Below are 26,097 nucleotides of genomic sequence, written 5' to 3'. Positions count from 1 at the left end.
GCCGGCTTCGTGCCGGCGGCCCCCGCGTCGTGTCCCCGTCGCGTCCCCGTCGTGTCCCCGTCGTCGCGCCGACTCCCGCCGGGAGGTTTGGCCGCAGCCCTCCGCGAGCAAGGAGCCGGTCGTGCAGCAGTGGACGCTCTCGTTGAGCACCCCGCCCGAGTCGGGCCTGCCCTCGGTCGACGTGGTCGTCCACGCCAAGCCCGACGCCACGGTGGCCGACCTCGCGCGCGCCTTCGGCCGCCACCTGGCACCCCACCAGGCGCACCTCATGCTCGTGCCCGTCGACGGCGGGCACCCCTGGCCGGCCGACCGCGTCCTCACCGAGTGCGGCCTCCGCACCGGCGACCTCCTCGACGTCGTCACCGCCCCCGCCTCGTGGCTGCACCGGCACAGCAGCACCTCCCGCCCGCGCGCGGTGCTGCGCGTCGTCGACGGGCCCGACTCCGGCCAGCGCCTCCAGGTGCGCTCCAACGCGCTGACCGTCGGCCGCGGCACGACGTGCACCATGCGCCTGACGGACCCGCTGGTCTCGACCCAGCACGTGCGGGTCGTGCTCGGCACCCGCCCGACCGTGTACGACGCGGGCTCGGCCAACGGCACGACCGTGGCCGGCGAGCAGGTGACGACGGGCCGCGAGGTGGACTGGGGCACCCCGATCCGCCTGGGCCGCACCACGGTCGTGGTCGATCCGGGCGAGGTGCCGGTCGACGACACGGCCGTCTCGGTCTTCCGCCCGCCGCGCTTCGGGGAACCGCTGCTCGACGAGACCCTCGACGTACCCTCCCCGCCGACCCGCAACCGGCCGTCGCCGCTGCCGTGGGCGATGCTCGCGCTCCCCATGATCATGGGCCTCGCGATCTTCGCGCGGTCGCAGACGCCGTACGCGCTGGTCTACATGCTGGCGTGGCCGATGTTCGGCTACCTCGGCTGGCGCCAGCAACAGCGGGCGGCGCGGAAGCAGTTCGAGGAGGAGGCCGCCGAGTGGCGGACCGACGTCGACGGGATGCTCGCCCTCATCGACGACCAGGCCCGCCGGCAGCGGGAGCAGTTCCACGACGACTACCCCGACGCGGAGACGCTGCGCACCCGCGCCGCGCAACGCGACCCCTACCTGTGGGCGCGGAGCGAGACGCGCACGGCCTTCCTCCACACCCGGCTCGGGATCGGCACCGTGCCCGCCCTGCTGCGCGGGGACGTGAAGGACGGCGGCGACCGCCCGCTGCGTCGCGAGGTGGCCGCCGAGCTGGAGGCCCGCGCGACGCTGCCGGACATGCCGGTCGTCGTCGACCTCACCGCCCACGGGCTCCTGGCGCTCACCGGCGAGACCGACGCGGTGGACGCCCTCGTGCGGGCGCTCAGCCTGCGGCTGGCCTTCGACCACTCCCCCGCGGACCTCACCGTCGCGGCCTGCCTCGGGCGCGGCCGCGCGCACCACGAGGCGTGGCTCCGCTGGCTCCCGCACGCCACGACCCGCGTCGGCGGGGAGCCGCCGGTCGCGATCGGCCCCGGCGCGGCGACGGCGCTGCTCGACCACCTCGCGAGCGAGGACGGGGGCCGCGGCCACACGCTCTGCATCATCGACGAGGACGCGGGGATCCCCCGCCGCACCGTCGAGGCGGTGGCGGCCGTCGGCGCCGAGCGGGGCCTCCACCTGCTCTGGCTCGGCCGCCGCCGTGCCGAGGTGCCGGCGGCCACGGGCCTGCTCGTCGACCTCGAGGACGGGAGCGTCAACATCGGCGACCGCGGGGGCGTCGACCGCATCGACACCCCCGACGCCGTCACCCTCGCGCACGCGTGGCGCAGCGCGCGCACCATGACGGCGTACGTCGACGAGGCGGCCGTGCTGCCCGCCTCCACCTCGATCCCCGCCGTCGTGCGACTGCCGGAGGTCAGCGGGGACCTCGAGGACCTCGACGACACCGAGGCCGTGCTGCGGCGCTGGGGGGCGAGCCGGGGGCTGCGCGCCCAGATCGGCGCCGGCATCGACGGCACGGTCACCATCGACCTCCGCGACGACGGCCCGCACGGCCTGGTGGCGGGCACGACCGGCTCCGGCAAGTCGGAGCTGCTGCAGACCCTCATCTGCTCGCTCGCGCTGAACAACCCCGTGAACCGGATCAGCTTCCTGCTCGTCGACTACAAGGGTGGCGCGGCGTTCCGGGAGTGCGCCGACCTGCCGCACACCGTCGGCTACATCACCGACCTCACGCCGGCGCTCGTGCAGCGGGCCCTCACGTCCCTCGGCGCCGAGATCACCGCGCGGGAGCACCTGCTGGGCGAGTACGGCGTCAAGGACCTCACCCAGCTCGAGCGCGAGCACCCCGACAAGGCGCCGCCGAGCCTGCTCATCTGCGTCGACGAGTTCGCCGCCCTCACCGCCGAGGTGCCGGACTTCGTCGACGGCATGGTCAACATCGCCCAGCGGGGCCGCTCGCTCGGCATGCACGTGCTCCTCGCGACGCAGCGGCCGGCCGGCGTCGTGACCGGCAACATCCGGGCCAACACCGACCTGCGCATCGCGCTGCGGGTGTCCGCCGCCGACGACTCGCGGGACGTCATCGACTCCCCCGAGGCCGCCCGGATCTCCCGGCGGACCCCGGGTCGCGCGTGGCTGCGCCGCACCGGTCACGGCACGGCCGAGCTGGTGCAGTCGGCGTGGACGGGCGCCCGGCAGCCCATCGACGGCACCGGCTCCCCCGTCACGGTCCACGCCTTCAGCGCCGCGAGCGCCGCGCGCGCCGACACCGCCGCCGACGCCCGGCTCGACCCGCGGACCGACCTCGAGCGCTGCGTGACGACGATCGTCACCGCGTTCCGGCGCTCGGGGGTCCCCGCCCCGCCGAAGCCCTGGCTGCCGCCGCTGCCCGCCGAGCTGCTCCTCGACCTCGACGAGCTCCGGCGGGAGGCGGGGCTGCAGCCGTCCGGCCACCTGCACCTGGGCGGGATCGACGACCCGGCCCACCAGCGCCAGCCCCGGCTCGACGTCGACCTCACCGGGGTGGGGCACCTGCTCGTCCACGGCGCCTCCGGCTCGGGCAAGACGGAGCTGCTCCGCACCGCTACCGTCACCGCGTCGGTGGGCGACGCGTGGAGCACGCACGGCGTCGCGCCGTACGTCTACGCCATCGACTACGCCGGTGGCGGCCTCCAGGCCATCGCCGACCTGCCCACCGTCGAGGCCGTGGTGGGCGAGACCCAGCTGGGCCGCGTGCTGCGCCTCGTGCGGCTCCTCAAGCGCACGGTCGCCGACCGCTCGGCCGCCCTCGCCTCGAACGGGTGCGCCGACCTCGAGGACCTCGCGCGGGCCGGGCACGTGCTGCCCCGGGTCTACCTGCTGCTCGACAACCTGCCCGCCGTGCTCGAGGCGTTCGAGAAGGCCGGCGGGCTCGCCCGCGACCACGTCGAGCACCTCCAGAACGTGCTGCAGAACGGCCGCCGCGTCGGCGTCCACGTCATCGCCACCGCCCCCGGGCGCACCGGCGTCCCGACCTCGATCGCGGCGTCCTTCGGCCGCCGGATCATCCTGCGGATGACGACGAACGACGACTACCTGATGCTCGGCGCCCCCGGCAACGTGCTCGACGCCGAGACCACGCCGGGCACCGGTCTGCTCGGCAAGCAGATGCTGCAGGTGGCGACCACGGGCGGCGCGGGCACGCCCGTGCAGGCCGAGCGGATGCGCGAGGTCGCGGCGCTCCTGGAGCCGCGGACGGCCGGCCGGGGATCGGCCGCCGTGCCGCCGATGCCCACCCGCTTGCCCGCCGACGCGCTGCCGGCGCCGCAGGGCAGCCGCACCCCGGTCGCCGTGGACGCAGACGCGGTCGGCGTGCTGACGGTCGACCTCCTCGGGGGCCCCGTGGTCGTCGCCGGCCGGGCCGGCACGGGTCGCACGAGCGCCCTCGAGGGGATCGTCGAGCTGGCCGCGCGTTCCGACGTCCCGCCGGAGGTCGTGCGCGCCGACACGCTCCTCGAGGTCGTCCCGGCCCTGGAGGACGCCCTCGCGCGGGCCTCCGCCGCCCCTGCCGGGACGGAAGGTTCCTGGGTGCTGCTCGTGGCCGACGACGTCCAACGGTGGGATGCTGCCTGCACGGACGATGCTCACAAGACCGCCCGGACGCGACTGCTGGAGCTGCTCGATGCGGCCGCGCTCGCCGCGGTGGTCTCCGTGGACGTCACCGAGGCACGCAAGCCGGGTCTGCTGCCGGGGCTCGTCACGGCGCTCAAGCAGCGCCGCCGAGGTTTCCTGCTGCACCCGGAGTGGAACGAGGGCGACGTCTTCGGCGTCACCGTGCCGACGAAGACGTTGGAACCGCTGACCGGCCCGGGTCGCGGACTGTGGTGCGAGGCAGGCTCCGCCACCGTCGCGCAGCTCGTGGCCGCGACGCACGAGCGACAGGACGGGTGATGACCACGGAGTCTCGGGACGGAGCGGCCGGGCCGGCCGACGCGACCGGCGGGGCCGGCGCGTCCCGTCTGGCCCGCCTGCGCCGACGCTTGCGGGGGAAGCGTCGGCGCGACTCGCGCGGCAGCGCCGAGATCTCCGTCGCGATCGTCGGCGCCTCCCTCGTCGCCGGGCTCGCCTTCGGCCAGGGCCTCACGCGGACGGTCGTCGACATCACCGACGGGCTCACCTGGATCTCGGACGACCCGTCGGGCGAGATCATCCAGGTCAACCCCGCCACCGGCCGCCCCGAGAAGCGCCTCGCCGTGGGCGCGCCGGGCGAGGACCTCGAGGTCTCCCAGGCCGACGGCCGCCTCTTCGTCACCAACCGCACGACCGGCGAGGTCTTCTCCGTCGACCTCGCCTCCGTGCTCGTCTCCGGGCAGCGGCGGGTGGCCTCGGGCGGCGCCACCGACCTCCTGCTCCACGACGGCAAGGCGTTCCTCGTCGACCGCTCGACGAGCTCCATCTCCCGCATCGACCCGTCGACCACCGACGCGATCGGTGAGCGCTGGGTCGCCACGGAGGGCCTCGCCGACGCGACCATCGACGGCCAGGGCCGCGTCTGGGCCATCGACGAGGTCGGCAGCCTGGTGGAGCTGCGCTGGTCCGACGCCGAGCGCCGCTTCGTCACCGAGCGGGAGGAGGACGTGGACTACGCGGGCGACGGTTCCGTGCTCGTCGGCCACGACCGGGGTGTCACCGTCTTCGGGCCCGACGCCGGCATCGTGGTGCAGGTGGGCACCGGTGACGACGTCGTCGGCGACGCGCCGTCCCTCGTCGGCAGCCTGCTGGCCCCGGCCTCCGCGCCGGCGGACCTCGCGCCGGTCGCCTCGCCGGACACCGGCACCGTCGTGATCGTGGGCGCCGGCCAGCTCCGCGAGGTCGACCTCACCACCATCGACTGCGCGAAGCCGGGCCGGCCCGCCGTGCACCGCGACCTCGTCTACGTGCCCTGCGACGGTGCCGGGCGGATCGTCGTGCTCGACGGGTCCGGGCGCCGCGCCGCGGCCGACATCCCCGTCCCCGGCGAGCGCGACGCCGAGCTGGTCGTCGACGACGGCAACCTCATCGTCAACGTGCCCGGCTCCCAGGCCGGTCTCGTCGTGCGGCCCGACGGCCGCATCAGCGACCTCACCCGGTACGACGACCGCGTCGCCCCCACCCGCCTCGCCGGCAGCCGCACGCCGCCCACCCCGGAGCAGGTGCGCGACATCGCCGACGCCGACCGCCCCGACCCGGCGGACCTGCCGGACCCGCCGGCCTCGACGCCCCCCACCGCGGCCACGACGCCGCCGTCCAACGGGACGCCGCCGACGGGCAGCACGACCGCGCCCACGGCGCCCACGGCGCCGACGCCCCCGGTCAGCCCGCCGACCGGCGGCCCGACCGTGCCACCGGTCGGCCCGCCCGGCACCGTCCCGCCCGGCGGAGGCGGGACCCCGCCGAACGGTGGTGGGGACGACGACCCGCCGCCCACCACCCCGACCACGCCCGGCGGCCCGACCACCCCGACCGAGCCGCCCCCGGGCGAGCAGCCGGCGGAGCTCCAGGCCCCCACCGGCGTCACCGCGACACTGGAGGGCACCACCGCCGTGGTCACCTGGCAGCACGCGGGGCCGGCCGCGACCGGCTTCGACATCACCGTCGTGGGCTCCGACAGCATCTACACGCGGTCGGGGCCGGCCGACCGCTCGGCCCGCCTGACCATCCCCGTCGGCCAGCCGGCGCAGTTCGTGGTGACCGCCGTGGACGGCAGTCGGCGCGCTGCCTCCGCCCCGTCGAACCAGGTCACCGCCAGCACCCGGCCCGGCATGCCGGGCGGCCTCACCGGCTCGGTCGGCACCGGCCCGCACACCGCCGGCACCGTGCCGGCCACCGCGTCGTGGCAGGCGCCCGCCGACAACGGCTCACCGATCACCGGCTACCGGGTCGTCTTCACCGGCGGGAACCCGCAGACCACCCAGACGCAGGACCTCCCCGCCGACGCCCGGTCGGCCTCCTGGGCGGTGCCGTGCGCGGACACCGGTGCCGAGGAGTGCGACGCCGGCCGCACCACGGTGCGGGTGACGGCGGTCAACGCCCAGGGCGAGGGCGACGCCGCGGACGCCGTCATCGGCAACAGCGTCGCCAGCGCCCCCCGGCTCCCCGCGGGCGGCAACCAGCACGTGACCGGCGAGAGCGGCGGGGACCTCGGCTACGAGGGATTCGGCGACGTCACCCTCACCCTCGCCCCGGCAGCGGACTGGTCCGCCTTCACCGGCACCTGCACCTACACGACGGACTCCGGCAGCGCCACCATGCCGTGCGGCCAGACGTCGTTGACGCTCAGCTACAACGACGGCTACCAGTGGGTCGCCTGCGACCGGGGCGCCAGCCGCACCATCACCCGCAACCGCTCCATCACGTTCACCGCCGACAACGGCCGCACGACGGTGCAGAGCGCGACCTACACCTTCACCACCTCGCAGACCGCGCTCTGCGAGGGCCAGCAGATCCCCTGACACCCACCCCGACAGCGACCACCGTTCCCCCCGAGAGGACCTCCGTGACCGCCATCGCCGACAGCCCCCGCGCCTCCGGCCCCGTCACCGAGACGGACGTCGCCGAGTTCCGCCGGCTCCACCAGCGGCTCGGGGACGCCGTGGAGGTGGCCGTGCACGGCAAGCGGGCGACGGTGGACCTCGTGCTCGTCGCGGCGATCGCGGGCGGCCACGTGCTGCTCGAGGACGTGCCGGGCACCGGCAAGACCACCCTGGCGCGGGCCGTCGCCCGCGCCCTCGGCGGCGAGATGCGCCGGGTGCAGTTCACCCCCGACCTGCTGCCGAGCGACGTCACGGGCACGACGGTCTTCGACCCGCGCAGCGGCGAGGTGCGCTTCCGGCCCGGGCCGGTGTTCGCCCACGTCGTGCTCGCCGACGAGATCAACCGCGCGGCGGCCAAGACCCAGTCCGCCCTGCTGGAGGTCATGGAGGAGCGGACGGTCACCGTCGACGGGTCGACCCGCGCCGTACCGGACCCGTTCGTCGTGATCGCCACCCAGAACCCCGTCGACCTCGACGGCACCTACCGCCTGCCGGAGGCCCAGCTCGACCGCTTCCTGGTGCGCACCGCGCTGGGCTACCCCGATGCCGAGCACGAGCTCGACGTGCTCCGCCCGGGCAGCCACGCGGGCCGGGTCGACGACGTGCCCGTCGTCTCGACCCCGGGCGTCGTGGCGGCGGCGGCCGAGCGGCTGACGATGCTCCACGTGGCCGATCCCCTGCTGCGCTACGTCCGCGAGATCGGTGTCGCGATCCGCACCGACCCCCGCGTGCGCCTCGGCGCCTCGACGCGCGGGTTGAAGGCGCTCGTGCGCTGCCTGCAGGTGTACGCCGCGTCGCAGGGCCGCCACTACGTGGTGCCCCACGACGTCCAGCGCCTGGCCGAGCCCGTCCTGGCCCACCGCACCGTCCTCACCCGCGACGCGCTGCTGGCAGGCCACCGCCCCGTCGACGTGGTGCACGAGGTGCTCGACACCGTGCACCCGCCGCAGCCCGACCAGTCCTGATCCGGTGACCACCACGGGGGCTCACGCGCCGTCCCGGGCGCTCGTCGCCTGGCGGGCCACCACGCCCCGCGGGCGCGGCGTCGCCGCGCTCGGCGTCGCGCTGCTCGTGCTGGGCCTGCTCGCCCGCTACCCGGTGCCCGCCGGGCTCGGCAGCTGCCTGCTCGCGCTCGTGGTGGTCGAGCTCGTCGCCGTGCTGCGACCGGCCCGGGTCGCCCTCCAGCGCCGGGTCGAGCCCGCCGTCGTGGTGCGTCACGAGCGCTGCCGGGCGACGCTGCGCTTCGCCGGCCACCGACGCCGGGGCCTGGCGCGGCTCGAGGCCGCCGACCTGGTCGACGGCACGCTCCACCCGGTGCGCCTGCCCGACGTGCCCCAGGCCGAGGAGGTGGAGCTCGAGCACGACATCCCGACCGTACGACGCGGCCTCGTCCCCGTCGGCCCCCTCGTGCTGCGCCGGCACGGCCTGCTCGGGCTCGCCACCCACGCCGTCGAGCACGGCGAGGTGGAGACCGTGCGGGTGCTGCCCCGGCGGATCCCCCTCCACGACATGGCCCGCGGCGTGCGGCGCGCGGCCGCGGGGTCGACCGACTCCGTCGACGTGGGCGGCACCGACCTGGTCGGCCTCCACGAGTACACGCCCGGCGACGACCTGCGTCGTCTGCACTGGGCGACCAGCGCCCGCTGGGGCACGCTCATGGTCCGCGAGGACGCCGACCCCGCCGAGCCCCACGTCGGGGTGCTCCTCGACGACCGGGCCTCGAGCTACGTGCAGCGCGGCACCGACGAGCCGTTCGAGGACGCCGTCGAGCTCGCCGCCGCCCTCTGCCGGGTGGCGGTGGCGGGCGGCCACCCGTTGCGCTTCCGCGTGGCGAGCGGGCGCCACGCCGTCGACGTACCGGCGTCGCCGTCCGGGCTGCCCCACCCCGGCGGGGACGAGATCGAGCTGCTCCTCGCCGAGCTCGGCACCGTCGGCGAGCACGCCGATCCCCCCGGCTCGCCCGGCTCGCCCGGTGCCCATGGCCTCGCCGACAGCGACGTGGTCGTCGCCGTCTCCGGCGCGGGCACGGAGGAGCGCGAGCTGGCGCCGCTGCTCGGCGGCGCGGCCCGGCGGGTCGTGCTCTCGCTCGACCCCCGCCCCCTCGTCGCCTCGGGCCAGCACGGCGACCTCCTCGTGCTGCGCGGCGGCTCCTCGCTCGGGCTGGCCGCGCAGTGGGACCAGGCGGTGGCCGGATGAGCGCGACGACCGCGGCCCCCCGCACCGGCGCCCGCTCCGGCACCGGCACCGGCACCGGCACCGGTCCGACGGTGCCCGGTGAGCCGCTGCCGGCGGTGCCGCGCCGTACCGCTGCCGCGGCCCTCGTGTGGGCCGCCAGCCTCCCGGCCGCCGGCGCCCTGTCGCTGGCGACGGCGTGGGGCGGCTGGCGCATGCCGCTCGTGGTCGTCGGCGCGGTCGTGCTGCCCTTCGTGCTCCTCAGCCTCGTGCTGCGGCTCGGGGTGCCGCGGTGGCTGGCGGCGTCGGTGCTGTCGGGGCTGCTCGTGCTGGTGGGCTACGTGCTGGCGTCGGGGGCGGGCACCACGCTCGTCGGCACCGTCGGCGACGCCGTGCCCCGGCTCCTCACCGAGCCGCAGCCGCTGGCGTTCCGCGCGGACCTGCTCGTCGTGCCGGTGCTGCTGAGCGGCGTCGTCGGGCTCCTCGTGGCGCTGCGCAGCCACCGTCCGACCCGCGTGGCCCCGGTGGTGGGCGCGGTCGTGCTCTACGCGGCGGGGGCGCTGCTGACGCGCGGCGAGGGCGACCGCATCGGCCTGCTCGCGGCGCTCCTGCTCGTGCTCGCCGTGCTCGGCTGGGTGCTGCTCGACGAGACGGGCGAGCCCCGGAAGCGGCGGGCCGTCATCGCCGGGCCGCTGCTCGTCGTCGCCGTCGGCGTCGTCGCCTCCGCCAGCCTCGTGCCGACGCAGGAGCCCTTCGACCCCCGCTCCGTCGTGGACCCGCCGATGCTGCAGACGCAGGCGTCGAGCCCGCTCCCCCAGCTGGCCGCGTGGTCGGCCAACCCCGACGTCGAGCTCTTCACCACCTCCGGCGACGTGGCGCCGCTGCGGCTGGTCGTGCTCGACGACTACGACGGGGCCCAGTGGCGGGCGGCGACGGAGTACGGACCGCTGGGCATCGAGGCGACGGACGTCATGCCGCTCGGCGACCAGCGCGCCCGGTTCACGACGGCCGTCCGTGTGAGCGACCTCGGTGGCAGCTGGCTGCCCTCGCCCGGCGACCCGACCGGCGTCACCGGCACCGATGCGCTCGTCGACCCGCGCACCGGCACCCTCCTGCGCCCCGAGGGGACCGCCGGGGTCGAGTACGAGGTCACCGCCCAGGTCGACGCCCCCGACCCGGCGGCGCTGCCCGAGGCCGGGGTCCCCTCGCCCGACGCGCCCGACGCGGCCGACCTCCCCCTCGACCGCTACCTCCAGACCCCCGACCTGCCGTACGAGCTCGGGGTCTACGCCCAGGAGGTCGCCCAGGGCACCACGAAGCCCTACCAGCGGGCCCTCGCCATCGAGAACGCCGTGCGCGGCCGGCGCACCCTGAGCGAGCGCGCCATCTCCGGCTCCGCCCTCTGGCGGATCCAGGACTTCCTGCTCGGGACCCCCGGCACGTCCGGCGCCCAGGAGGGCACCTCCGAGCAGTTCGCGACGGCCTTCGCCCTGCTGGCACGCCACACCGGCCTGCCGACCCGGGTGGTGGTGGGCTTCCGCCCCGGCGACGAGCAGGGCGACGGCACCCGCGTCGTGCGCGGCGAGCACGCCCTCGCGTGGCCGGAGGTCTACTTCACCGACCTCGGCTGGGTGCCCTTCGACCCCACGCCGGAGCCCGGCCTCGTGGGCGAGCGGCCCACCGCACCGCCCGAGGAGACCCAGCCGAGCGAGGAGCCCGTCACCCCGCCGACCGATCCCGACGCCCGGCCCCTCGACGACGAGCGCCCCGGACCCGACGAGGGCTCCGGCCTGCCCCCCGGCGTCTGGTACGCCGCCGGCGGCGCGCTGCTCGTCGGGCTCCCGCTCGCCCTGCTCCTCGCCCGGTCCGTCCGGTCGTGGGCCCACCGCCGCCGCGGTCCCCGCGGCGCCTGGGCCGAGGTGCTCGACGGGCTCGTGCTCGCCGGTGCCCCCGCCCGGCCCGCGGAGCCCGCGCCCAGCGTCGGCGACCGCGTGGCGATGGCCTACGGCGTGCCCGAGGCGACCACGCTCGCTCACGCGGCGGACCGCTCCGCCTTCGCGCCGACCGGCGACGCCGGGTCCGGTGGGCTCGACGGGGCCGAGCGGGCCGCGCTCCGCGCCGTACGCCGCGGTCTGCGTCGCTCGCTGCCGTGGTGGCGACGCCCGGCGTGGGCGTTCGACCCCCGGGTCTTCCGGCGCTGAGCGCCGACGGTCACCCGTCGACGGTCACTCGTCGGCGGCGGGTGCGGTGATGCAGCGGACGTCGGAGACGCCGAACTCGCCGGTCGGCATGCGCAGCAGGATCGCGTAGCACTGGCGACCGCCGGCGGCGAGGGCGCCGGGCAGCACGTACTGCCGGGTGCCGGGCGGGAGCACCGCCTTGTAGTCGACGACCGCGCCGTCCGAGCCGGAGGTCTGCGCCACGTAGAACTCCGCCTCCCCCTCGCTGGGGTCGGTCCAGGCCATCTCGATGTCGAGACCGACCGCATCGATGTCGGTGAAGAGCACGGCGAGGTCGGGGTTCGGTCGCGGCTCGAGGTCGGGGGCCGCGGGCGTCTCGGTCGCGGTCGGCACCCCGCCCCCCGCCGTCTCCGTCGCGTCGGCCGTCGACGCCTCCCGCGGCTCGTCGCCTCCCCGCAGAGCGGAGCCGACGATCGTCAGCCCCATCCCCACGAGGAGCGCGACCACGGCCAGCAGCACGAGCAGGTTGCGGCGACGCCGTCGGGCCGGGTCGGGGGCGGGGTCAGCGGCAGGCGCGGCGCTCGGCGGCGCGGCGCCGGACGGCGGGCCGGCTGCGTCGGCGCCTCCGGTCAGGCGGCCCGCCACGAGCCCGCCCGTGCCGGTCGGGGCGGCGTCCGGCTCGTGCTGGACCGGTGCGTGGGCGAGCACCGAGAGGGCGAGCGGTTCCGGGTCGGCGCCAGGCGCCCAGGCGTCCTCCCGGGCGCCGGGTGCCGGGCTGGCTGCCGGGGCCGCTTCCGGGGCCGGTGCCGGGACCGGTGCCGGGACCGGTGCCGGGCTCGACGGTGGCTCCTCCACCGGGACCGGCGCGATGGCGGGCGCCGGTGGTGACGCCGGCGCCGGCCGGGGAGCCGTGGACTGGCCGGGCGTCGGGCCGGTCGCCTGTGTGGGCGCCGGGGTGGGCGGTGCATCGGGGGCCGCGGGGGCCGCGGCGTCCGGCTGGCTCCCACCGGGCAGCCAGGCGCTCGTGCGGAGCGCGGCGAACGCGTCGCGCAGCGAGGCGGCGTCGGGCCAGCGCTGTGCGGGGTCCTTCTGCAGGCAGCGGTCGATGATCGCGGCGACCCGCTCGGCTCCGTCGGCGGACAGGGAGCGGTGGGGCTCCGTGCGGGCCCGGCGGATGTAGGCGAGCGCCGAGTCCTCGTCGGGGTCGTCGCTGGCGAAGGGCGGCCGGCCGTCGAGGAGGGTGAAGAGGGTGGAGCCGAGGGACCAGAGGTCGTCGGCGCGGGACGGCTTCTCGCCGTCGAGCACCTGGGGCGCGGCGTGGCGGTAGGTGAACGTCTCGACGGAGGCGGTGTGCTCGGAGCCGGCGAGACGCGCGATGCCGAAGTCGGCGAGCACCCACGTGGTGGGCAGCACCAGCACGTTCTGCGGCTTCACGTCGCGGTGCAGCACGCCGCGCTCGTGGGCGAACGCGAGGGCGTCGGCCAGCACGTAGCCGATCTCGAGCACCTCGTGCACCGGCAGCGGCCCCTGCTGGCGCAGCCGATCGTGAACGGTGCCGGCCTCGACGAAGTCCATCACCAGGAACGGGCGGCCCGCCCCCGTGGTGCCGACGTCGAGGAGGTTGACGATGTGGGGGTGTTGGCGCCCGAGCTCGATCGTGATGTCGACCTCGCGCCGGAAGCGGGCGACGCGGCCGTCGTCGTCGGTGCGGAGCACCTTGATGGCGACGACCCGGTGCGGGCTGACCTGGCGGGCCCGGTAGACGACGGAGTCGCCGCCGCGCCCCACCTCGGTCAGCTCGACGTAGCCCGGGATGTCCTCCGGCTCACGACGGGCCTCGACGGGCTCGGACGCAGCAGCGGGCGGGCGCCAGGCACCATCGGTGCTGTCGCCCGCCCGCTCGCGCGTCATCCGTGTCCCCCGCCGGAATTCAGCTCATCTCGGAGTGTCGGCTCACTTGGCCGCGTCGGCCTCGTCCGACGTGGCCTCGGGGGCCTCGTCCGTCTGCTCGGCCTGCTCGGCCTCGGCCGGCTCCGCCGACTCGTCCGCCGACTCGTCCGCCGACTCGTCCGCCGACTCGTCCGCCGACTCCGCCTCGGGCTCGCCGATGGAGCCGTCGGGGCGCAGGTTCTTGAGCTCGACGTGGTTGCCGGACGCGTCGGTCACGACGGCCGACTCGACGAGCGTCGCCAGCGCCTTGCCCCGCAGGATCTCCTGCACGAGCTCGGGGATGTGGTTGTGCTCGAACATGTGGTTCGCGAACTCCTGCGGGTCCTGACCGGACTGCTGGGCGCGACGCACGATGTGCTGGCTCAGGTCGTTCTGCTCGACGCCCAGCTCCTCGCGCTTGGCGATCTCGTCGAGGAGGAACTGCGCGGCCACGGCGTCGCGCACGCGGCGCTCGAGGTCGGCCTCGAACTCCTCGATGGTCTGGCCCTCGTCCTCGAGGTACTTGTCCATCGTGATGCCGGCCATGGCGAGCTGCTGCTCGACGCCCTCGCGACGGGCGTTGAGCTCGTCGGTGACCATCGTCTCGGGCAGCGGGACGGAGACCTTCTCGAGCAGCGCCTCGAGCACCGCGTCGCGGGCCTCGGTCGCCTGCTCGAGCCGCTTGCCGCGGGTGAGGCGCGCGCGCACGTCCTCCCGCAGCTCCTCGACGGTGTCGAACTCCGACGCGGTCTGCGCGAAGTCGTCGTCGAGCTCGGGGAGCTCCTGCTCCTGCACGCCGTTGACGGTGACCTTGACGGCGACGTCCTCGCCGACGAGGTCGCCACCGACCAGCTGCGACGTGAACTCGGCCGACTCGCCGGCGGACAGGCCGGTGAGGGCCTCGTCGAGGCCGTCGAGCATGCCGCCGCGACCGACCTGGTAGGACATGCCCGCGACCTCGGCACCGGGGACGACCTCGCCGTCCTTGGTGGCCACGAGGTCGATGGAGACGAAGTCGCCGTCGGCGGCGGGGCGCTCGACGTCGGCGAGGGTGCCGAAGCGCTCGCGGAGGTTGTTGAGCTGGTCCTCGACGTCCTCGTCGGTGACCGTCAGGTCCTCGACCTCGGCCTCGAGGCCGTCGTAGTCCGGCAGCTCGATCTCCGGCTTGACGTCGACCTCGGCGGTGAACTCGAGCAGCTCCTTGTCCTCGAGCCGCGTCACCTCGATCTCGGGCTGGGCCAGGGGCTCGAGCGAGTTCTCACGCAGGGCCTCGACGTACACCTTCGGCAGCGCCTCGTTGATCGCCTGGTCGAGGACCGCGCCGCGGCCGACCTGGCGGTCGATGACGGCCGGCGGGACCTTGCCGCGGCGGAAGCCGGGGACGTTGATCTGCTGGGCGATGGTCTTGTACGCCTTGTCGAGGCTCGGCTTGAGCTCGTCGAAGGGCACCTCAACGGTGAGCTTGGCCCGGGTGGGGCTCAAGGACTCGACGGCGCTCTTCACAGGTGGTTCTCCTCGTGGTCGGACTTCAGCGGTGCAGCTCGGTTGCGGTCGGGGCGACAGGACTCGAACCTGCGATCTCCTGCTCCCAAAGCAGGCGCGCTAGCCACTACGCTACGCCCCGCCAAGAGGGCCGCCGCAGGCCCATCGCACAGGCGCTGACCTGCACGAACGGGTCGGCGTCGACCACACTTGGAGCGGATGACGGGAATCGAACCCGCGTAATCAGTTTGGAAGACTGAGGCTCTACCATTGAGCTACATCCGCGTGCGCGCGACAGCGCGCCCGGAGACTCCGGACGCACACACGCGAACGTCATCGTGCCACATGGCGCACGGAGGCCCCCAACCCAGCCCCGGTGGCGGCTCAGGGTGCCGTCGAGCGCCGGAGCACGAAGAGGGCGCAGTCGTCCGCGATCGGCCCGAGGTCGTCGAGCACCCGCTGCGCGAGGCCCTCCGTCCCCTCGCCGCGGTGCTCGAGCAGCAGGGAGCTGAGGCGCACGATCCCGTCGTCCAGGTCGGTGCCCGCGTCCTCCACCACCCCGTCGGTGTAGACGACGACCGCGTCGCCGGGCTGCAGGTCGAAGGTCGCCGGGGGGTACGCCGCGTCCGGCACCACCCCGAGCAGCGGGCCCGAGAGGTCGACACGCTGCACCTCGCCGCAGCTGCGCACGACGAGCGCCGGGGGGTGACCGGCGGTGCGCACCGTGGTCGCGCCCGTCGCCAGGTCGACCGAGACGTGCACGGCCGTCGCGAACCCCTCCGTCCACTCCTGGCGCAGCAGGAACTCGTTGGCCGCCGGCACCAGGCGCTCGGGCGGGACCGCGCCCACGAGGCCGCTGAGGGCGCTCGAGAGCTGCAGCGACCGGGTGCCGGCGCGGATCCCCTTGCCGGACACGTCGACGAGCACGGCCTCGAGCCGGCCCGTCGCCTCCGGTCGGTCGAAGCAGAAGAAGTCGCCGCTGAACCCCGTGCCCTCCGCCGTGCGCACGACGGCGTCCGCCGACCAGCCGTCGGGCAGGCGGGGCAGCCGGCCCTGCGCCTGGATCCGCTCCCGGAGGTCGAGGAGCATCGCCTCCCCCTCCGCGCCGCCGAGGCCGAGCCGCACGCGCCGCAGCGAGATGACGAGCACGAGGAGGCCGATGACGGTGTACGTCGCGACCGAGGCCCACAGCCGGGGCGTGAACTCCGGCTGCTGCGTGGTCGCGAGGAAGAGGACGACCATCGCGAAGCTGATGAAGCGCGCGAGCTGTCGGGGCCGGAGCACCAGGGCCGACAGGATCATCGGCACCGTCAGCACGTTGAGCGGGACGCGGGTGGGCGCGGCGGCGATCAGCACACCCACGACCACCGTCGCGACGACGAGGAGCGTGAGCGCGCGGTTGGCCGCGAGCTGGCGGCGCAGGTCACGCACCGTCCGCCTCCGCGGGGCCGGCGGCGGGAGCAGGCTCGACGGAGGCGTGTCGACCACCATCACGGCGACCTCCTCGTCTCGACTCCCTCACTGTACGGATCGGGACACGTGGGCACGCTGGCATCGCGGACACCAGAAGAGGTTGCGGGCGACGATCTCGGCGGTGCGCACGGCCGTGCCGCACACGAAGCACGGCTGGCCCGTGCGGCGGTACACGTAGACCTCGCCCCCGTGGTCGTCGCGTCGCGGCTCCCGACCCATCGCCTCGGGCGTGTGCTCCGGCCGCACGGTGTCGATGCGTCCCGTGCGCACCCCCTCGCGCATCAGGTCGACGAGGTCGGCCCAGAGCGCGTCGTACTGGCGGCGGCGGAGGCTGGTGCCCGGCCGGTAGGGGTCGAGACGGTGCCGGAACAGCACCTCGGCGCGGTAGACGTTGCCGACGCCGGCCAGCACCTTCTGGTCCATGAGCAGCGCCGCGATCGGCGTGCGGCTGCGCTCGATGCGCGCCCAGGCGCGGGCGGGGTCCGCGTCGTCGCGCAGCGGGTCGGGGCCGAGCCGCGCGACGATCGCGGCACGACCCGCGCCGGTCACCAGCTCGCAGGCGGTGGCGCCGCGGAGGTCGGCGTACGCCGCGGGGCGGCCGTCGTCGGTCGCCACCAGCCGCATGCGCACCTGGCCGACGGGCGGCGGAGCCTCGCCGGTGTGCACGTCGTGCTTGCCGTAGAGACCGAGGTGGACGTGGACGTAGCGGTCCGCGCCGAGGTCGCAGAACAGGTGCTTGCCCCACGCCTCCGCGCCCTCGAACGTGGCCCCGTCGAGGGCGGCCGCCTCCGTGGCGAACCGGCCCTGCGGGCTCGTGACGCGCACGACCCGGCCGCGGAACGCCGCGTCGAGCGCACCGGCGAGGCGGTGGAGGGTGTGCCCCTCGGGCACGGGGCGTCAGGCCTCGGAGTCGCTGGTGTCGCCGGAGCCGCTGGCGTCGCCGCCGAGCGCGGAGGCCGGCAGCGGGGGCAGCTCGCGCGTGACCTCGTAGTCGCCCATCTGCGCGATGCGGCGCACGTGGCGCTCCTCGTCGCTGAAGGGCGTCGAGAGGAAGACCTCGACGAAGCGGGTCATGTCCTCGAGGCTGTGCTGGCGGCCGCCGACGGAGATGACGTTGGCGTCGTTGTGCTCGCGGGCGAGCGTCGCCGTGGCCTCCGACCACACGAGCGCCGCGCGCACGCCGATGACCTTGTTGGCAGCCATCTGCTCGCCGTTGCCCGAGCCGCCGATGACGATGCCGAGGCTGTCGGCGCCCTCCGCCTGCTCCGCGGCCACGGCCTCGGCCGCCCGCAGGCAGAAGACGGGGTAGTCGTCGACGGCGTCGAAGACGAACGGGCCGTGGTCGACGGCCTCGTAGCCGTTGTCGGCGAGCCAGTTGAGGAGGTGGTCCTTGAGCTCGAGGCCGGCGTGGTCGGAACCGAGGTGAACGCGCATGGCGGGATCCTCTCAGGCGTGCTGGCGCAGGAAGCCCGCGACCTGCCACATGAGCGGCTCCGCCGCGTCGTACGCCGCGGTGTGGCGCCAGAAGCCGTGGAGCTGGCCGAGGTAGCGGGTGCCCACGACCGTCACGCCCTCCTCCGCGAGGCGGGCGGCGAGCTCCTCCCCCTCGTCGCGCAGCGGGTCATGCTCGGCCGTGACGACCAGGGTCGGCGGGAGCGTGCCGAGCCGGTCGGAGCGCAGCGGGGCGAGGTCGGGGTGCTCGAGGTCGGCGGGGGTGGCGGCGTACTGCTCCCAGTACCAGGCCGCCTCCCGCGGGTCGAAGCCGTGGGTCTCGGTGCGGTAGCTCGCGGAGGACCCCGTCGGGTCGAGGAACGGGTAGATGAGCACCGTCGCCGCGAACCGGCCCGGGTGGCGCAGCGCCGCGACCAGGGCGAGGTTGCCGCCGGCCGAGTCGCCGTGGACGACGGTCGGGCCGGCGAGGCCCTCGGCCTCGGCGTGGGCGTCCAGCCACGCGACGACGGTGTCGACGTCGTCGGGCGCCGCCGGGAAGCGGTGCTCGGGCGGGCGTCGGTACTCCACGCTCAGCACCGCGATGCCGGCCCGGTTCGCGAACGCACGGACCGCCGCGTCGTGCACGTCGACGTCGTTGAGCACGAACCCGCCGCCGTGGAGGTGGACCACCACGCCCGGACGGGCGTCGGCGGGCCGGTAGAGCCGGCACGGCACGCCGCCCGCGTCGACGTCGCGCACCTCGGCGACGTCCTCGCGCGGCTGGCGCAGCGCCTCGAGACGCGCGGCCTCGCGCACGTCGGCGATGTCGAAGGCAGGGTCGTGGACGGGGGTCTCGCCGGCGGCCGCCGCGAGCGCGGCCCGGGCCTGGGGATGCAGCACGGGGTGAGCGTAGTGGGCGGAAACCAGGTGCGCCGCGGTGACGGCGGGGGATCGTCATCACCGGATGACCCGGTGCCGCCCGGCGTGACAGTGCGGTGGATCAGTGAGCCCTATGCGGTCAGCGATCCACCGCACTGGGCGAGCCGGTCATCACCCCGAGTCCTCCACCAGGAAGGACAGGACGTCGTCGGTCAGGGCGCGCCACGTGCCGTCGACCTCGACCGCGCAGCCGGTGACGTCCACCTCGTGCTCACGCACCCCGCCGTCGGACTGGAAGACCCGGACCACCTGGAGCAGGGACACGGCGAACCGTGGCTCGCAGACCTCCGGCAGCGTCGCGCGGGGCGGTGCCGCCTCCAGGGCCTCGGCCAGGTCGACGGCGGCGGCCTGCTCCAGGCGGCGTGCGCCCTCCAACGCGTGCACCTCGCGGCCGCCTCGGTCGTCCGCGAAGAGGTAGTAGCCGCACGTGGTCGCCGCGGCGACACCGTCGGGGCCCGAGGCCGGCTGGTCCCGGTCCTGTCCGAACTCCTCGTTCCTGCGGCATCCCGCCGGGCTGAGGTCGCCGGTCGCGACGGAGGCGAGCACCGCGGCCGCGGCTGCTTCGTCGCCGGCCTCGACGAGGAGGTTCACGCGCACGTCGTCGTAGGTCGTCCGGGTGAGGGTCCACCCGTCGTAGGTGTAGGTGCCGTCGGGGACCGGGGGCTCGCCGTAGGTACCTTCGTACTCGACGTCGGCGTCCTCGACGATGAGGATCGTCCGCCAGAGGTCCTCCGGCACGGGCGGGAATGCCGCGTCGGTCACGGGGTCGGTACCGAGGGCCTCGCGACCCGGTGGCGTCATGCAGTCCGCACTGACGGCGTAGTCCCCGCGGCCGGCGCTCGCCACGGCCGGCGCGCCCCCCACCCACGCGAAGCCGCACGTCAACGACACGGACTCCCACTCCTCGGGCACCTGCACCGCCAGGCTGCCGCGCTCGATCCACCGCCACCCGTCCCGCGGAGCGATGGCGCCGTCGACCCGCTCGGTCGTCGCGCTGGCCTCGGCCTGCGCCGCCGGCGCCCGATCGCCCGCGGTCAGGTCGACTGCCAGGACCGTGCCCCCGACCAGGGCCACGACGGCCGCCGCGGCGCCGAGCGCGACGCGACCCCGCGGCGTACGCGGCCCTCGGCTCGCCCGCACGTCCTCGGTCTGCTCCCCCACGGCTGCTCCCCTCGGTCGCCGGCCTCTCGATCACTGGCCTCTCGGCACCAGACGTCCGACGCGACGTGCGGGGTTCCGTCCGCCCGAACAGTGCGGTGCCCGTCACCAGCGCGGGACGTCCACCAGGTAGCGCTCGACGTCATCCGTGAGGACCCGCCAGCCCCCGTCGAACTGGACCGCACAGTCGATCACCGGCACCTCGAGCTCACGCACGCCGCCGTCGGCGAGGAAGAAGCGGACGAGCTGGACGTAGGCGAGGTCGTCGCGGTAGGCGCACGGTCCCGGATCAGCCGGGAGGGCGGGCGCCGAGCCCAACCCGGCAACCAGCGTTGACGCCCCGGCGGTGTCCAAGCGTCGCGACGACAGCAGTCCGTAGACGCGCGGTTTACCTCGGGGCCCGGGATGCGGGGTGTAGCCGCACACCGTGCCGGCCCGCACCACGTCGCTGGGTGCGAGCGCCTGGTGTCGCTGCTGGCCGAAGTCCTCGATCGGCGGGCATCCCGACGGGCTGAGGTCGCCCTCGGTCAGCGAGGCGAGGACGAGTGACGCCACGTCTGCGTGTTGCTCGTCGTGGAGGAGGGTCACGCGCACCTGGTCGTAGGTCGTGCGGTGGAGCGTCCAGCCCGCGTAGGTGTAGATGCCGTCCGGCACATCGACGTCCGAGGGGCGGTCGCCGTCGTGGACGATGTCGACGTCCTCGACGATCAACAGAGTCCGCCACAGCGTCGAGGCGACGGGCGGGAACGCCTCCTTCGTCACCGGGTCGGCCACGACGTCGCTCGGGTCGAGCACACGTGCGCAATCGGCGACGACCGCGTAGGCCCCCAGCATGACGTTGGCGACGGCCGGCGCGCCCCCGTCCCATGCACTACCGCAGGTCAGCGACACCTCCGCCCACTCCTCGGGCACCTGCACCGCCACGTTCCCGCGCTCGATCCACCGCCAGCCGTCCCGCGGTGCGATCGCGCCGTCGACCCGCTCGGCCGTCTCCTCGGCGTCGGCCTGCGCCGCCGGCGCTCGATCACCCGCGGTCAGGTCGACTGCCAGGACCGTGCCCCCGACCAGGGCCACGACGGCAGCCGCAGCGCCGAGCGCGACGCGACCCCGCGGCGTACGCGGCCCTCGGCTCCCCCGCGCGTCCTCGATCTGCTCCCCCACGGCTGCTCCCCTCGATCGTCCGGCGTCTCGGCGGGAGACGCCCGAGGGGACGAGGAGAGTTCCGCCGACGAGGAAAGTGCGCGCCGGGAAAAGAAAACGCGGACCGGTCGACCCCGGACCTCGGCGTGTCGGTCCCTCGGGTCCGCGTTTTCTTTGCCCGCCGCGGAGACCGGTCCGCGTTTTCTTTCCCCGTCAGGCGCCGATGAGTCCCCGCCCCCCGCCAGGTCGACCCCCGCATGAGCAACCAGATCGTCGTCGTCGGCCACCTGCGGGTCGCGGCGGACGACAGGGACGCGTACGTCGCGGACTGCCTCGAGGTCGTCCGACGGGCCCGGGCAGCACCCGGCTGTCTCGACTTCGTCGTCGCCGCCGATCCGCTCGAGCCCGACCGGGTCGCGGTCGTCGAGCGCTGGGCGAGCCGCGCCGACCTCGACGAGTTCCGCGGCAGCGGCCCGCCGGACGAGCTGGGGGCGCGCATCCGCGACGTACGGGTGGTCGAGCTCGACGTCCCCCAGCACGTGTAACGCGGTGTTCGGGTCACTGTGGAAGGGGTAGACCACGTGCACAGTTGCCCGGACACCGCGTTACATCGGGAGGGGCCCCGGGCCCCTCAGGCCTCCAGCCGCGCGAGCTCCTCGTCGACGATCGCGGCGTCGAGCTTCACGAAGACGGGCGTGGGCTTCTCGATCGGCGTGCCCACCTCGACCGGCCGGCGGCCCCAGGCCCGGACGCCGCTGTAGTCGCCCGTGATGACCGGGTAGCCGCGGCTGTCGTCGTCGAGGTCGGTGACCTCCTCGGCGTGGGGCATCGGCTGCAGGTCGCCCGCGCCGCCCAGCACGGCGTCGACGGCGTTCGCCGAGAACGGCAGGAACGGCGAGAGGATCGTGTTGAGGTCGGCGACGGCCTGCACCATCACGTGCAGCACGGTGCCGAGGCGCTCGCGCTGCTCGTCGCCCTTGAGGGTCCACGGGGCGGTGTCGGTGACGTACTTGTTCACCTCGCCGACCGTCTTCATCGCCTCCGCGATCGCGGCCTTCTGGCGGTGGCGGGCGATGAGGTCGCCGACGACGTCGAACGTCTCCTCGACCCGGGCCAGCAGGGCGACGTCGGCCTCCTCGAAGGGCCCGGCCGGCGGGATCGCCCCGAAGTTCTTCGCGACGAGCGTCGCGGTGCGGTTGACGAGGTTGCCCCAGCCGGCGACGAGCTCGTCGTTGGTGCGGCGCACGAACTCCGCCCACGTGAAGTCGCTGTCCTGGGTCTCCGGGCCGGCAGCCGCGACGAAGTAGCGGAACGCGTCGGGCTGGTAGCGGCTCAGCAGGTCCCGCACGTAGATGACGATCTTCTTCGACGACGAGAACTTCTTGCCCTCCATCGTCAGGAACTCGCTCGAGACCACCTCGGTCGGCAGGGTCAGCTCGCCGTACGGGCCGGGCGTCCCGCCCTTGTCGCCCTTCCCCGCGTAGGCCAGCATCTCCGCCGGCCAGATCTGGCTGTGGAAGGTGATGTTGTCCTTGCCCATGAAGTAGTAGGCGTCCTGGGCCCCACCCTCGGCAGGGGCGTTCCACCACTGCCGCCACGCCTCAGGGTCGCCGGAGCGGCGGGCCCACTCGATCGACGCCGAGAGGTAGCCGATGACGGCGTCGAACCAGACGTACAGCTTCTTCGTCGGGTTGTCGCGCCAGCCCTCGAGCGGCACGGGGATACCCCAGTCGATGTCGCGCGTCATCGCCCGGGGGCGGATCTCCTTGAGGATGTTCTTCGAGAAGCGGATGACGTTGGGACGCCACAGGCCCGTCGCCTCGCGCTCGTCGAGCCACTCCCCCAGCGCCTCGGCGAGTGCCGGCAGGTCGAGGAAGAAGTGCTGCGTCTCGACGAACTCGGGCGTCTCGCCGTTGATCCGCGACACCGGGTCGATGAGGTCGGCCGGGTCGAGCTGGTTGCCGCACGCGTCGCACTGGTCGCCACGGGCGCCCGGCGTCTTGCAGATCGGGCACGTGCCCTCGATGTAGCGGTCGGGCAGGGTGCGGCCCGTCGAGGGCGAGATCGCGCCGTACGTCGTCTGCTCGACGAAGTAGCCGTTCTCGTGCACCCCGCGGAACATCTCCTGCACGACGGCGTAGTGGTTGCGCGTCGTCGTGCGCGTGTAGAGGTCGTAGGAGATGCCCAGGCCGACGAGGTCCTCGACGATGAGGCGGTGGTTGCGGTCGGCGAGCTCCTGCGCCGTCACCCCGGCCTCGTCGGCGGCGATGAGGATGGGCGTGCCGTGCTCGTCGGAGCCCGAGACCATGAGCACGTCGTGTCCGGCCATCCGCATGTAGCGCGAGAAGACGTCGGAGGGCACGCCGAAACCGGCCACGTGGCCGATGTGGCGGGGGCCGTTGGCGTAGGGCCAGGCGACGGCGGACAGCACGTGGGTCATGGGCCGATCCTAGGTTCTGCCCGACCGCGCCCCCGACCGCGCCCCGACCGGCCTCAGTAGTAGTCGATCCGCGCCTGCGTCCGAGTGCGGATGTCGTTCATCGCGGCGTAGAGGTGCTTGCCCGGGCAGGCCGTGTCGTTGGTGTCGCGGTGGGCGTCCATCGCCCACAGGTAGGCGACGGTGCCCTTCGGGTACTTGTCGCTGCCCTCCGACGCCGCGTGCAGCTTCCGGAGCGCCTTCTGTCCCCGCACGTCGAACTTGTACGCGGCCAGCGCCTCGAGCTGCTGCACCGCGGCGGCCGGGGGCTTGGCCGTCTCGTAGTTGCCCATCAGGGCGATGCCGCACGAGTTGTGGTTGAACCCGAGGGTGTGGGCGCCGCGCACGAGGCGCTTGACGCCACCGGCGCGCCCCTCGTACGCCCGGCCGAACCGGTCGACCAGCAGGTTGTAGCCGATGTCGGACCAGCCCAGGGTCTGCGTGTGGTAGGCCAGCATCGACCGCAGGATGCGCGGCACGTCGGCCAACGCGTAGCTGTTCGCACCCGCCGTGTGGTGCACGTGGACCTGCTGGAACCCGGTGAGGTACGTCGGCTCCCCGGTCCGCAGCGACTCGTCGGCTCCCCAGGTGGCCCGGTTGTAGACGCGCGACATGGGGGCGGACCGCGCCGAGACGCCCGGCGGGGCGAGCTCGGTCGGGGTGGCGTCGAGCATCTCGACGCGCAGGTCGCTCACCGGGCCGTCGGCAGCCACCTCGATCGCGTCGGCGTCGCCCACCCACGTCAGCCCGGTGGCCGAGGTGCGGCGCGCCGCCCGCCACTCCGCGGTGCCGACGCTGGGCCCGTCGTGGAGGTGGCCGATCGCCTGCCAGGGCTGCCAGACCCCGTCGAGGTTGCGCACCCGCACGGACAGGGCCGGCGACCCCGCGCTCCAGGTGAGGGCCACGCTCGAGAAGGGGTCCCCCGCGACGGTGGCGGACCGGCGTCCCCGGCCGGTCAGACCGACCCGGACGGAGGCGCGGCGCAACCCGCCGTCGCCGGCCGCCGCCATGCGGAGGGCAGCCGGCCCGGCGGCGGGCCGGGGCGTGGTGACGGCGGGCTCGCGGGCGACGGCGGGGGCTGGGGCGCCGACCGAGGCAGCGGCCGCGAGGCCGGCGCCCGCGGCGGCACCCACGACGAGGGCGCGGCGGGAGGGGTGGGCGGTCCGGGTGGGACCCGAGAGATTGTCCGAGACCATCGCCCCATGGTGGGACAGACGGGGCGGCACGTCGACCCCTCGGCACGGATCCACCCGTCGGGGCGAGCCTTGACCCGGCGCGGTTCGATGGGGCCATGACCCTCATCGCGGAGGACCTGCTGCTCCTGCTCCTCGACGACGAGGACGGCACGCTCGTCCAGCAGTCGTTCGTCGACCAGGCCCTCGCCGGGGCCGTCCTGGCCGAGCTGGCCCTCGAGGGCCACGTCGTCCTGGGAGAACCCCGTGGCTGGGGCCTCAAGCCCCACGTGCTGCCGGCGGAGGGCGCCGTGCCCGACGACGAGGTGCTCGCGCAGGCTCTCGTCGTCGTGGCGGAGAGGCCCCGCGACGCGGGCGGTCTGCTGCGCCCCCTCGGCAAGGGGCTCCGCCGACGTCTCGCCGAGCGCCTGGTCGAGCGTGGCCTCCTCCGCCGCGAGGAGGACAAGGTGCTGGGGCTCTTCCCCCGGACGACCTGGCCGGCGGTGGACTCCTCCCACGAGGCCGACGTACGACGCGACCTCGCCGCGACCCTGCTCGACGGCGTCCCGCCCGACGCCCGCACGGCGGCGATCATCGGCCTGCTGCACGCCATCGGCCGCTCGCACAAGACGGTCGACCGTGGCGGCGTCCCCGCCCACGAGGTGAAGAAGCGGGCGAAGGCGGTGGCCGACGGCGACCTGGCCTCCGAGGCGGTCTCGGCTGCGGTGCAGGCCATGTACACCGCGGTGTTCACCGCGACCGTCATCCCCGCCGTCGTCGCCGGCTCGAGCTGAGCCGGCGACGACGGCAGCGCGGGCGACTCAGCTGAAGTCGAGGTCCCCCGTGCGCGTGCGCTTCAGCTCGAAGAAGTAGGGGTAGTCGGCGAGCACGACGGACGCGTCCCACAGCTTGCCCGCCTCCTCGCCGCGCGGGATCTTCGTGAGCACCGGGCCGAAGAACGCCGTGCCGTCGATGGAGATGACGGGCGTGCCCACCTCCATGCCGACCTGGTCCATGCCGGCGTGGTGGGACTTCTTCAGCGCCTCGTCGTAGTCCGTCGAGTCGGCGGCGTCGGCCAGCTCGGTCGGCAGGCCGGCCTCGGTGAGCGCCGCCTCGATCACCTCGCGGGTGAACTCCTGCTGCTCGTTGTGACGGCGGGTGCCCAGGGCCGTGTAGAGCGGGAGCAGCACCTCCTTGCCATGGGCCTGCTCGGCGGCGATGCAGACGCGCACCGGGCCCCAGGCCGTCTCCAGCATCTTCCGGTAGTCCTCCGGGATGTCCTTGTCGGCGTTGAGGTAGGCCAGGCTCATGACGTTCCACGACACCTCGATGTCGCGGACCTTCTCCACCTCGAGGATCCAGCGGGACGTGATCCAGGCGAAGGGACAGAGCGGGTCGAACCAGAAGTCGGCACGGGCGGACGTCGCGGGCACGGGAGCAGTCGTCATGACGAGAGTCAACACCGGGACCGAAGCGGGGATTCCCGGAGCGAGCCCCCGCCGTACCCGCGGCGTGCGCG

General features: G+C 74.8%; 18 protein-coding genes and 2 tRNA genes. 7 read left to right on the top strand and 13 right to left on the bottom strand.

Annotated features, from left to right (window positions below):
- The first annotated feature begins 121 nt into the window (after positions 1-121).
- From PIR53_01425 to PIR53_01405, 5 genes are read left to right on the top strand one after another with little or no spacing between them, the layout of a single operon-like run.
- Complete coding sequence (locus PIR53_01425; GenBank protein ID WZH52671.1) at positions 122-4,405, top strand: FtsK/SpoIIIE domain-containing protein; 4,284 nt, start codon at positions 122-124, stop codon at positions 4,403-4,405.
- A complete protein-coding gene (locus PIR53_01420; protein WZH52670.1) occupies positions 4,405-6,945 on the top strand; it encodes a fibronectin type III domain-containing protein in 2,541 nt (846 codons plus the stop codon). Before PIR53_01425 ends, PIR53_01420 begins: the two co-directional genes overlap by 1 nt.
- 44 nt (positions 6,946-6,989) lie before the next feature.
- Positions 6,990-7,991: a MoxR family ATPase gene (locus PIR53_01415; protein WZH52669.1), complete on the top strand. Its 1,002-nt coding sequence runs from the start codon at positions 6,990-6,992 to the stop codon at positions 7,989-7,991.
- A gap of 4 nt (positions 7,992-7,995) precedes the next feature.
- Positions 7,996-9,222, top strand: coding sequence for a DUF58 domain-containing protein (locus PIR53_01410; protein WZH52668.1), 1,227 nt, complete (start codon positions 7,996-7,998; stop codon positions 9,220-9,222).
- Complete coding sequence (locus PIR53_01405; GenBank protein ID WZH52667.1) at positions 9,219-11,399, top strand: transglutaminaseTgpA domain-containing protein; 2,181 nt, start codon at positions 9,219-9,221, stop codon at positions 11,397-11,399. Before PIR53_01410 ends, PIR53_01405 begins: the two co-directional genes overlap by 4 nt.
- Before the next feature lie 24 nt (positions 11,400-11,423).
- Here PIR53_01405 and PIR53_01400 read toward each other — a convergent pair whose 3' ends face one another.
- From PIR53_01400 to PIR53_01355, 10 genes are all read right to left on the bottom strand, one after another.
- Complete coding sequence (locus PIR53_01400; GenBank protein ID WZH52666.1) at positions 11,424-13,289, bottom strand: serine/threonine-protein kinase; 1,866 nt, start codon at positions 13,287-13,289, stop codon at positions 11,424-11,426.
- 42 nt (positions 13,290-13,331) lie between these two features.
- Complete coding sequence (tig, locus tag PIR53_01395) at positions 13,332-14,810, bottom strand: trigger factor (GenBank protein ID WZH52665.1); 1,479 nt, start codon at positions 14,808-14,810, stop codon at positions 13,332-13,334.
- Positions 14,811-14,858: 48 nt separating this feature from the next.
- A tRNA-Pro gene (locus tag PIR53_01390) sits at positions 14,859-14,931 on the bottom strand.
- 69 nt (positions 14,932-15,000) lie between these two features.
- A tRNA-Gly gene (locus PIR53_01385) sits at positions 15,001-15,074 on the bottom strand.
- A 99-nt stretch (positions 15,075-15,173) separates the two neighbouring features.
- Positions 15,174-16,280 (bottom strand): PP2C family protein-serine/threonine phosphatase, encoded by a 1,107-nt coding sequence (locus PIR53_01380; protein WZH54380.1) that lies wholly within the window; start codon positions 16,278-16,280, stop codon positions 15,174-15,176.
- A 27-nt stretch (positions 16,281-16,307) separates the two neighbouring features.
- Entirely contained in the window at positions 16,308-17,153 is an 846-nt protein-coding gene (locus PIR53_01375; GenBank protein ID WZH52664.1) for an Fpg/Nei family DNA glycosylase, read from the bottom strand.
- Between the two features lie 6 nt (positions 17,154-17,159).
- A complete protein-coding gene (locus tag PIR53_01370; protein WZH52663.1) occupies positions 17,160-17,696 on the bottom strand; it encodes a ribose-5-phosphate isomerase in 537 nt (178 codons plus the stop codon).
- A 12-nt stretch (positions 17,697-17,708) separates the two neighbouring features.
- Positions 17,709-18,593, bottom strand: a complete 885-nt coding sequence (locus PIR53_01365) for an alpha/beta hydrolase (GenBank protein WZH52662.1) — start codon at positions 18,591-18,593, stop codon at positions 17,709-17,711.
- A 150-nt stretch (positions 18,594-18,743) separates the two neighbouring features.
- On the bottom strand, positions 18,744-19,793 hold the full coding sequence (locus tag PIR53_01360; GenBank protein ID WZH52661.1) for a hypothetical protein: 1,050 nt from the start codon (positions 19,791-19,793) through the stop codon (positions 18,744-18,746).
- A gap of 102 nt (positions 19,794-19,895) precedes the next feature.
- A complete protein-coding gene (locus PIR53_01355) occupies positions 19,896-20,951 on the bottom strand; it encodes a hypothetical protein (protein WZH52660.1) in 1,056 nt (351 codons plus the stop codon).
- A gap of 236 nt (positions 20,952-21,187) precedes the next feature.
- On the opposite strand from PIR53_01355, the gene PIR53_01350 reads away from it, so the two are divergent.
- Complete coding sequence (locus tag PIR53_01350) at positions 21,188-21,475, top strand: antibiotic biosynthesis monooxygenase (protein WZH52659.1); 288 nt, start codon at positions 21,188-21,190, stop codon at positions 21,473-21,475.
- An 86-nt stretch (positions 21,476-21,561) separates the two neighbouring features.
- Here PIR53_01350 and metG read toward each other — a convergent pair whose 3' ends face one another.
- Both metG and PIR53_01340 read right to left on the bottom strand, forming a co-directional pair.
- Positions 21,562-23,370 (bottom strand): methionine--tRNA ligase, encoded by a 1,809-nt coding sequence (gene metG, locus PIR53_01345; GenBank protein WZH52658.1) that lies wholly within the window; start codon positions 23,368-23,370, stop codon positions 21,562-21,564.
- Positions 23,371-23,423: 53 nt separating this feature from the next.
- Positions 23,424-24,602 (bottom strand): N-acetylmuramoyl-L-alanine amidase, encoded by a 1,179-nt coding sequence (locus PIR53_01340; GenBank protein WZH52657.1) that lies wholly within the window; start codon positions 24,600-24,602, stop codon positions 23,424-23,426.
- 95 nt (positions 24,603-24,697) lie between these two features.
- On the opposite strand from PIR53_01340, the gene PIR53_01335 reads away from it, so the two are divergent.
- On the top strand, positions 24,698-25,372 hold the full coding sequence (locus tag PIR53_01335; GenBank protein WZH52656.1) for a GPP34 family phosphoprotein: 675 nt from the start codon (positions 24,698-24,700) through the stop codon (positions 25,370-25,372).
- Positions 25,373-25,399: 27 nt separating this feature from the next.
- On the opposite strand, the gene PIR53_01330 is transcribed toward PIR53_01335, so the two are convergent.
- A complete protein-coding gene (locus PIR53_01330) occupies positions 25,400-26,026 on the bottom strand; it encodes a DsbA family protein (protein ID WZH52655.1) in 627 nt (208 codons plus the stop codon).
- Between the last annotated feature and the right edge of the window lie 71 nt (positions 26,027-26,097).

This window comes from Nocardioides alkalitolerans, from assembly GCA_038184435.1.
In the GTDB taxonomy this organism is placed as follows: domain Bacteria; phylum Actinomycetota; class Actinomycetes; order Propionibacteriales; family Nocardioidaceae; genus Nocardioides; species Nocardioides alkalitolerans_A.
The sequence above is the reverse complement of the archived record's forward strand: the minus strand, read 5'-3'. Positions and strand labels throughout refer to the sequence as shown.

Coding starts and splice junctions, on each gene's coding strand:
- PIR53_01330 (WZH52655.1), bottom strand. CDS start 26,026: ATGACGACTGCTCCCGTGCCCGCGACGTCCGCCCGTGCCGACTTCTGG.
- metG (WZH52658.1), bottom strand. CDS start 23,370: ATGACCCACGTGCTGTCCGCCGTCGCCTGGCCCTACGCCAACGGCCCC.
- PIR53_01400 (WZH52666.1), bottom strand. CDS start 13,289: ATGACGCGCGAGCGGGCGGGCGACAGCACCGATGGTGCCTGGCGCCCG.
- PIR53_01350 (WZH52659.1), top strand. CDS start 21,188: ATGAGCAACCAGATCGTCGTCGTCGGCCACCTGCGGGTCGCGGCGGAC.
- PIR53_01405 (WZH52667.1), top strand. CDS start 9,219: ATGAGCGCGACGACCGCGGCCCCCCGCACCGGCGCCCGCTCCGGCACC.
- PIR53_01380 (WZH54380.1), bottom strand. CDS start 16,280: ATGGTGGTCGACACGCCTCCGTCGAGCCTGCTCCCGCCGCCGGCCCCG.
- PIR53_01335 (WZH52656.1), top strand. CDS start 24,698: ATGACCCTCATCGCGGAGGACCTGCTGCTCCTGCTCCTCGACGACGAG.
- PIR53_01370 (WZH52663.1), bottom strand. CDS start 17,696: ATGCGCGTTCACCTCGGTTCCGACCACGCCGGCCTCGAGCTCAAGGAC.
- PIR53_01340 (WZH52657.1), bottom strand. CDS start 24,602: ATGGTCTCGGACAATCTCTCGGGTCCCACCCGGACCGCCCACCCCTCC.
- PIR53_01420 (WZH52670.1), top strand. CDS start 4,405: ATGACCACGGAGTCTCGGGACGGAGCGGCCGGGCCGGCCGACGCGACC.